This window comes from Allosediminivita pacifica, from assembly GCF_003054175.1.
GTDB lineage: Bacteria > Pseudomonadota > Alphaproteobacteria > Rhodobacterales > Rhodobacteraceae > Allosediminivita > Allosediminivita pacifica.
This window is the reverse complement of record NZ_QBKN01000025.1, coordinates 74005-82889: the sequence shown is the minus strand read 5'-3', so window position 1 is coordinate 82889 and position 8885 is coordinate 74005. Positions and strand designations below refer to the sequence as shown.

The following is an 8885-nucleotide window of genomic DNA, read 5'->3' as shown; positions in this document are numbered from 1 at the left end:
CAGGTCGAAGGCCCGCTTGCCGAAGCGGAGGTAGAGCGTCTGTGCCTCACGGTTGAAGGCGGCCTTGCGTGTCTGGAACGGTGCCGCCGTCAGGTCGGCTGCAGTGAAGGCGTCCAAGGTCTTCATATCGAAACTCCCTCGTGAAACCGCGCTTCTGGCAGCGATCTGTCGCTCGCCACCGACGCAATGCAAAAAAGGCTGATCCGGGGCTGTTTCCATCGTAGGAAACTGGCTGTCCGGACTTGATTTCTTAATAATCTGGTAACTTTTCCCTGTCGATGTGCAAATGCAGCATTATCGGCGGGGGTTCGCCGGCTTGCCGGATCCTTGCCTGGCGCGAGGTGATGTCGAGTTCTCGCGAAACTCTCTTTAAATCAATGCCTTGTGATCTGGCGCGTTTCGCCGTCCCAGTCGTATGCCGTGAATATCGCCTCGCAGAAGAATTCTGCGGTGCGGCGGTAGCGCTCTCGCGATGTGCGGAGTTTGGCGGTCTTGCCGGAAATCTGGGCAGCTCGCGCGCGACTCGCCCTGATCTGAGGTGCGAATCGCCCATAGGTTGAGTGCTGGCGGGCAGAGGGATGGCCAGCCCCCGCAGGGGCTGGCCCGGGAATCTTAACCGATGATGTCGTTCAGCGTCTTGGAGGGACGCATGACCGAGGAGGTCTTCTTCTCGTCCGCGTGGTAGTAGCCGCCGAGGTCCACGGGCTTGCCCTGCGCGCCGATGAGCTCGGAGACGATGGCCTCTTCCCCCTCGATCAGGGCCTTGGAGATCGGCGCGAAGTGGGCCGAGATCTCGGTGTCCTCGGTCTGGGTGGCAAGCGCCTCGGCCCAGTACCGGGCGAACCAGTAGTGGCTGTCGCGGTTGTCGGGCTCGCCCGCCTTGCGCGAGGGCGAGCGGTCGTTGTCGAGCACGCCCTGCGTGGCCTGTTCCACGGCCTTGCCCAGAACGCGCGCCTTGGAGTTGTCGCGGGCGCTGGCGAGGAACTTTAGGCTTTCGCCCAGCGCGCAGAACTCGCCGAGGCTGTCCCAGCGCAGGTGGTTTTCCTCGACCAGCTGCTGGACGTGCTTGGGGGCCGAGCCGCCGGCGCCGGTCTCGAACAGGCCGCCGCCGTTCATCAGCTTCACGATCGAGAGCATCTTGGCCGAGGTGGCCAGTTCCAGGATCGGGAAGAGGTCGGTCAGGTAGTCGCGCAGCACGTTGCCGGTGATCGCGATCGAGGTCTTGCCCTCGCGGATGGTCTCGAGCGACTGGCGGGTGGCTTCGCGCGGCGCCATGATCAAGAACTTGTCCGAGACGCCTTCCCGCTCGAGGATCGGCTTCACGAACTTGATGAGCTCGGCATCGTGGGCGCGGTTTTCGTCGAGCCAGAAGATCGCTTCGCAGTTCTCTTCCTTCTGGCGCTCGATGGCGAGCATGACCCAGTCCTCGATCGGGGCCTTCTTGGCGGAGGCCGAGCGCCAGATGTCGCCCTTTTCCACCTTGTGTTCGTGCAGGACGGTGCCGTCGTCGAGCACCATCTTCACGGTCCCGTCCTGCGGGATCTCGAAGGTGGTCGGGTGGGAGCCGTATTCCTCGGCCTTTTGCGCCATGAGGCCGATGTTCTGGACGGTGCCCGCGGTGGCGGGGTCCAGCTTGCCGGTCTCTTTGAAGTACTTGATCGTCTCGTCGTAGACGGGCGCGTAGGAGTTGTCGGGGATCACGCAGTTGGTGTCATGCGTGGCGTCGTCCGGGCCCCAGCCCTTGCCGCCGTTCTTGATGAGGGCGGGCATTGAGGCGTCGATGATGACGTCGGAGGGCACGTGCAGGTTGGTGATGCCCTTGCCGGAATCGACCATGTACATGGCCGGGCGGTCCTTCATGCACTCGTCGATGGCGGCCTTGATCTCGGGCTTGTCCTGGACGCGCTTGAGCAGGTCGCCGAGGCCCGAGCTGGGATCGACGCCGGCGGCCTTGAGCTCGTCGCCGTACTTGTCGAAGACCGGCTTGAGGAATTCCTTGACCGCGTGGCCGAAGATGATGGGGTCGGAGACCTTCATCATGGTGGCCTTCATGTGCAGCGAGAAGAGCGTGCCCTCTTCCTTGGTCTTCTCGATCTCCTCGGCGAGGAAGGCATCGAGGGCCTTGGCGGACATGAAGGTGGCGTCGACCACGGTGCCCTCCGGGAAGCTGACGCCTTCCTTCAGGACGGTTTCGCCGTCGGCGGTTTCAAGGACGATCTTGGCGGTCGCGGCCTTGTCGAGGGTGGTCGACTTCTCGTTCGAGAAGAAGTCGCCGCCGGACATGGAGGCGACGCGGGTCTTGCTGTCCGAGGACCAGTCGCCCATGCGGTGCGGGTTGGCTTGGGCGAATTTCTTGACGGCGGTGGCGGCGCGGCGGTCGGAGTTGCCCTCGCGCAGGACCGGGTTCACGGCCGAGCCCTTGATGGCGTCGTAGCGGGCGCGGGCCTCTTTCTCGGCGTCACTCTCGGGGGAGTAGGGGTAGTCGGGGATGGCGTAGCCCTGGCCCTGCAGTTCCTCGATGGCGGCGACGAGCTGGGGCACGGAGGCCGAGATGTTGGGCAGCTTGATGACGTTGGCGTGGGGCTCTTTCACCAGCTTGCCGAGCCAGGCGAGGTCGTCTTCCTGCTTCTGCTCGTCGCTGAGGAAGTCGGGGAAGGCGGCAAGGATTCGGCCGGCGAGGCTGATGTCGCGGGTGCCGACCGTGACGCCGGCAGCGGCGGCAAAGGTGCGGATGATCGGCAGGAGCGAGGCCGAGGCCAGCTCGGGCGCTTCGTCCACCTTGGTATAGATGATGTCTGGCTGGGTCTGGTCGGTCATGAAAACGCCTTTCGTGGATTTGCCTCGTGATAGGCCAGAGGGGCGCGCGCGTCTACGGTATGCCGGGGTATACCGCCAACTTTCCGCGCCGCCGCGGCGATGGTCCGCCGGGGCAAACGCGCCCCGGGCGCATCGCGTTGCGTGACCGGCGCTGCGGCATCGCGGTGGTCCCACCCGTTCCGGTGCTTCTCGTGGCGCTCACCTTAGGGCAGGGCATGTCGGCGGCCAACCGGGCTGCTGCGGAGGATGCCGGGTTTCTGGGCGGTGCCGGGGGGAGGCAGGCGCGTCGGAGGCCGGATCGCCCCCGCGCGTATTGAGGTCGGGGGGCGTTCCTATAGCGTCGGCCGGTCAGGACGGGGACCGGCATGGGTAAGGCGATACGGAACCGAGGTACGGCAAGCCGCGCGGATCACAGGGCCAGGGCGCGGCCGTGATCGCGGTTCTCGAGGTCACGGCGCCTATCTACCTGCTGATCATACTCGGTTTCGCGACGGTGCGCAGCGGCTACATCGCCCCCGAGACCATCCGGGCCCTCGGCAGCTTCGTGATAAGGGTCTGCATCCCGGCGCTGATCTTCTCGGCCGTGATGGGGCCGAGCACGGGGCTGCACTGGGGGCTGCTTCTGGCCTACGGTGGTGCATCGCTCGGGGCCTTTGCGGCGGGGCTCGTGATAATGCGGGGTCTGAGGTGTCATGCGCTGGCGCGCGCGGTGATCTCGTCCCTGGGCATGGCCAATTCCAACAGCGGCTTCATGGGTTACCCGATCGCCACGCAGGTGATCGGGGCGCAGGCGGCGGTGCCGATCCTCGCCTGCGCGATGGTGGTCGAGAGCATGGTGATGATCCCCCTCGCGCTCGCGCTGGCCGACGCAGGCGCCTTTCCCGGCGAAAGCTTTCCGCGGGCCTTCGGGCGAGCCCTGCGGGCCCTGCTGCGCAACCCGATCGTCGTCGGGCTGGTTGCGGGGCTGGCGGTGAACCTGTCGGGCCTCGCGATGCCCGGGGTCGTGGTCAGTTTCCTGGATTTCCTGGTGCAGGCGGCGCCGGTGGTCGCCCTCTACGTGGTGGGCGGCACGGTGGCGGCGTTTCCCCAGAGGGGGCTGTCACCGGACACGATCCTCATCGCGGCGGGCAAGCTGGTTCTGCACCCTGTGCTGGCTTTCCTGCTGCTGAGCCTGGTGCCTGGCCTGCCGGGGGAGTTTCTGTTGGGCGGCGTGCTTTTCGCGAGCGTGCCGATGCTGAGCATCTTCCCGATCTTCGGTCAGCGCTACGGGATCGAGAGCCTGACGGCGACCACACTGGTCGCCACCACGACCCTTTCCTTTGTCACGGTCAGTTTGCTGATCCTCGCCTTCGGCTGATGTCGCGAAAGCGGTCGGCGCTCGGGCGCGCAAACGGGGCTGAGTCCGTGTTTGTCTCTAATTGCGAAACAGTTTCGTTGAGGATGGAGCGACAATTGACTTAGCGTCAATGTCGGTCCCGAGCGTTGTACGGTGGCCGAAGTTTGCGGTGTGTCACGGTTCCGTCAATCGAGAAGATGTCTTTCATAAGCGGATCTCCGCAATCCCGCCAGAAAGCCCGGTTGACCCACCCCAAATCGTTAAAATATCTGGAAATATTGAGGATTTTTGAAGGCTTGCGTCATTCAAACGCCTCAACAACGTCACCAGAAAGCTTCGTGCCGTCGGGATTGTCCGCCTCGTTCTGAAGTTCAACGAGTGTCAGAAAGGGAAGCCCGTGGAACAACAATCCGAAGCCGCCAACGTCATCATTGTTTCGTCGCAGCAAGAGCTGGACGCGGCCTATGAGAGCCTTGCGAGCGGCGCAGGCGGAAAAATTCTTCTCGAGGCCGGTCCCTCGTACCAGTTCACCGTCCGGGATGCAGACGACATTCACGAAACGGCCCACGTCACGATTGGTTCCCTCGATTCCGACAATCCGGCCGAAATTTCTTCGGTGCGCCTCAAGGGCGCGGAAAACATCACGTTCGAGGACCTGACCTTCGCGGTCGACGGTGCCGACGTCACCGGCAGCGGCAACCTGATCGACATGCGGGATTCGCAGAACATCACCATCCGGAACTCCGCCATCAGCTCCGACGCCGAGGGCGCCATCGGGACCGCAGCCGGCTATACCGAGGGCGCCGGGGGGCTTTTCGCAAAGGGCTGCGAGGGCATCACGGTCGAAAGCAGCACCGTCAACAACACCAACCATGCCTTCGCCTTCCTGGATTCGACGAACGTCACCGTGGTCGACAACGACATCTCGGCAATTCAGGGCGACGGCATCCGGATCGGCGGCGTTTCGGGGATGCTGATCGAGGGGAACAACCTGCATGACCTTCTCGGATCGACGCAGGATGCGAACCACTCCGACATGATCCAGATATGGGGGAAAAACATCTCTCATAACAACCAGAACATCACGATCCGGGAGAACATCCTCGATACCGGCAACGGTGCCCGCTACCAGATGATCTTCGGTCACAACGAAGACATCGCCGAAAACGGTTTTCTGTTCGAGAACATCGTCATCGAGGACAACGTGCTCTATGGCGCGCATCAGCATGGGATCTCGATCGAGGACACGCTGAACGCGACGGTCCGGTACAACACGGTGATTTACAACAGCGACACCTACGTGAACATGGCGGACGGCAGCCAGGTTCAGGCCGAGATGACCGGGGCGATCCAGATCGGCGGTGAGGGTGCTGTGATCGAATACAACATCGCGCACAATGTCGATGGCGGCGAGAACAATGTCGTCCTGTCGACGTCCTCCCCGGCGCTGGCAGACGACTACCGGAACCACTTCGTCAACGTAGAAAGCGGCGGCTCGGGTGATCTGCGGGATCTGATGCTGCGCCCGGACAGCGAATTGAACGGTGTCGCGGGCAGTTCGCTGCTGTGGTCCTCGGACAGTGCGGAAACTCTGACCGCGGTGGCGGACGTGACGGTTTCGCAGGACGACCGTTCCGTGGTCACGCTCGACGCATCGCTGTCGCGCGGGCCGGCGGGTTACGTGGATGTGCAGGGGGCAACCTACCTCTGGACCTTTGACGACGGAACTACGGCGACCGGCCGGGTCGTCACCCACGACTTCGGAACCGCAGGAGAGCACGGCTATACCCTGACGGTGACGCTTCCCGACGGTTCCACGGACGAGATCAACCGGACGATCGACATCGAGACGCCGCTGGTCTTCCTGCATGACTTCGAGGGGCAGGCGGATGCGGAGCAGGCTGCAACGCTCGACGCCGACGCCTTCGTCTTCGCGCCTGCGGAGACCGTCGAGGCGGAGAGCGGCGCGGGGTGGCTCCAGATCGGCGGGGATGCCGGGTTCCTGATCGAGCGAAACAACGACAAGCTCTTCAACCTCTCGAGCTTTAACCTCGGCCTGACGATGGATCGCGCCGACGGGGCAAGCGGTGTCTTCCTGCATTTGCCGCGCACGATGACGGCCTCGGTGGACGAAGCGGGGTACGTCACCTTCGAACTCGTCACGGACGAGGGCACCTTCACGCTGCTGAGCGAGAGTGCCGTCTTCAGTGACAACGAGGCCCACAAGCTCTCCTTCGTCTTCGATGGACAGGCGGGAACGTTGACGCTGATGGTGGACGGTGTCGCCGATGCGGTGACCGAGGCCTCTGGCACGACCGCCGAGAAGCAGTACTGGGGGCTGACGATCGGCAATACATGGCAGGATGCCGTCGAGGCCAGCGTACAGGAGGTCTATCTTCTCTCCGAGACCTGTGAGCCTGAGAGCCTGCTCGAGCCGCAGAGTCCGCCGGCGGACGAGGTGGTCGCCCCTGAAGTGCCGGCTGAGATCGCCGGAACGCTGAGCTTCGAGGCGGACGGGATCGTCGCGCAGGACCTCGATTACAAGCTGGAGGGTGACGGCGCCTGGAGCGAGGCGGGGGTCGACATCACCAAGGGTACGCTTTCCCTCACCCGTGCGAACGACACCTTCTATGATGCCGACAGCTTCGGGATCAGCTTCGACCTCTCACTGAACGAGGGCGGCAGCCCGGGCACAATCCTCTACCTGCACCAGACGCTGGCACTGACGCTTACCGATGCGGGGCAACTGGTTTTCCAGCTGACCACGGATGCCGGCGTGCAGACCATCGGGACGGTCGGGGTGAACCTCGACGATGGGGCCGCTCACCGTGTTGCGCTGGAGTATGACGCCAAGGCCGGTGCCATGGAGATCGTGGTCGACGGCGCCGTTATGGCGACCGGCAGCCAGACCGGGCAGACCGCGCCGGTGAAGTACTGGGGCCTCACTTTCGGTGATCCGTGGTCCGATGATGACGCGGGCGTCACCATCGACAACATCGTCGTCGCCGAGGAGGGCCAGATCGGGCCACTGGCGCCGGATGCGGAGCTCGCCACGGTGCGCGCGCCGGCGGGTGACACGGTGCTCTCGCTCGACTTCGAGGATAAGGTCGTGGCGGATGTCTCGGGGAACGGGACATATGTCATCATGAAGGGCGGTGAGGCGTCGCTGGTGGTGGCCGCCGACGGTTCGCAGTTTCTGGAATTGGGCGGCGATCTGGCGACGGTGAACGTCTCGCGCGAGGAGGACGATCTCTACAACCAGGACAGCTTCCTGTTTTCCTTCGAAATGCGGAGCGATGCGCCTGAGGGCCGGACCGTCTTCGGGATCCACAAGTCGATGACGCTGGACGTGGTGGGCGATGATCTGGTGTTCAATATCACCACGACGGAGGGGCAATACAGCCTGTCGTCCTCCGGGGATATCCTGTCGGACGCGGACTGGCACGACGTGCAGATCGCCTATTCCGACGAGGTCGGGCAGTTGCGCATGGTGGTCGATGGCGCGGTGATCGCGGCCACCGAAGCTTCGGGCGCGACGCTGGACCGGGCCTACTGGGGGCTGACCCTTGGCCGCGAATGGGGCGGCGGGTTCGATGGTGCGATCGACGATTTCACCTACAGCACCAACGTCGCCGCGGATTACTTCGACGTGGCATAAGGCGCGGGTCGTCCGCGTCGCGAAATCGAAAGGCCGGCTGCGTGGGCAGCCGGCCTTTGCGTTTCCGGGTGCTGGGGCGCGCTCAGGCCGCGGCAGCGCCGTTCGAGCGGCGACGCGACACGGCTAGGCCGCCGAGCGCGGTCAGCATCAGCAGGGCTGCGGCGGGGACCGGAACAGCAGCCAGCGTGAAGCTGTAGGTCGACGGAGCGCCTGCCACGAAGTCGAAGCTGAGCTGCGTCGGGCTCGTGACCAGGTTCGACACGGTGAAGCTTGCATATGCCAGCTCGTTGAACACGTAGTAGAGCGAGCCGCCGAGGTCGTTGATGATGTCCAGCGTGAAGGTGCCGAAGGCAGCGACATCGTCTGTGGTCAGCGCGAAGGTCGAGAGGCCGTCGGAGAACGACCATTCGGTCACGTCACCTGTGGTCGAGGACGTGGTCAGGGCGGAGGCGGAAATCGGAGCGATTGCAAGTGGAGCCGCGAGTGCCGCGTACTTCAGTTTTGTTGAGCATCATGAAATTCCTTGAGGAGTAGCAAGTTGAGGCACACTCGTATTTTGCGAAGATACTCCGGCGCCTCCTTCGGAGCAACATATTTTCGTCATGATTGGTTGAGGGCGACATAAAAATGCCTTGTCCTGCGGGCTGAGCGAAATCATGCGGTGAGCGGCTTCGAGGCATCTCGTTCCTTGCTCCCAAAGCGGGCAGCCGGTCGGGGCTGCGGATCTGTAGCGAATCTGAGGAACTTGTGCCGGTTTGATTCTTCCTCTGTTGCGCTGGCCTCGGCAGCTACCGCTGTCTTGAGCCCTTGGGCGTAGGGGCTTGGGGCGCTCGGGATGATTCGCCGTTCCCGGGAACGGCTGCGCGCTCTGGCGTTCTCAAGTTTCGGCTGCGCGTGGGGGCTCTGCTGGGGGCTATATATAGTGCTCGGGCAAGCGCTGCCGCCAATATGCAGCAGAGAACAGATCGTTTCGCCCCTGCGTCAAGTAGGCAGGTGCAATTGCAGTAATTTTAAGGCAATTACAACAAATGTGGGGCAGAACATAGTCTAAGGTGCGCCAACCCAGCGCCATGG

General features: G+C 63.5%; 4 protein-coding genes. 2 read left to right on the top strand and 2 right to left on the bottom strand.

Annotation, left to right across the window (positions count from 1 at the left end; genetic code table 11):
• Positions 1 to 612: 612 nt before the first annotated feature.
• Positions 613 to 2817 (bottom strand): NADP-dependent isocitrate dehydrogenase, encoded by a 2205-nt coding sequence (locus tag C8N44_RS17590; RefSeq protein WP_107978090.1) that lies wholly within the window; start codon positions 2815 to 2817, stop codon positions 613 to 615.
• 430 nt (positions 2818 to 3247) lie between these two features.
• Here C8N44_RS17590 and C8N44_RS17585 point away from each other — a divergent pair, with 430 nt between their 5' ends.
• Complete coding sequence (locus C8N44_RS17585) at positions 3248 to 4174, top strand: AEC family transporter (RefSeq protein ID WP_107978089.1); 927 nt, start codon at positions 3248 to 3250, stop codon at positions 4172 to 4174.
• Between the two features lie 376 nt (positions 4175 to 4550).
• Positions 4551 to 7811, top strand: coding sequence for a LamG domain-containing protein (locus C8N44_RS17580; RefSeq protein WP_107978088.1), 3261 nt, complete (start codon positions 4551 to 4553; stop codon positions 7809 to 7811).
• A gap of 82 nt (positions 7812 to 7893) precedes the next feature.
• On the opposite strand, the gene C8N44_RS17575 is transcribed toward C8N44_RS17580, so the two are convergent.
• Entirely contained in the window at positions 7894 to 8226 is a 333-nt protein-coding gene (locus tag C8N44_RS17575; RefSeq protein ID WP_158274081.1) for a VPLPA-CTERM sorting domain-containing protein, read from the bottom strand.
• Positions 8227 to 8885 lie beyond the last annotated feature (659 nt).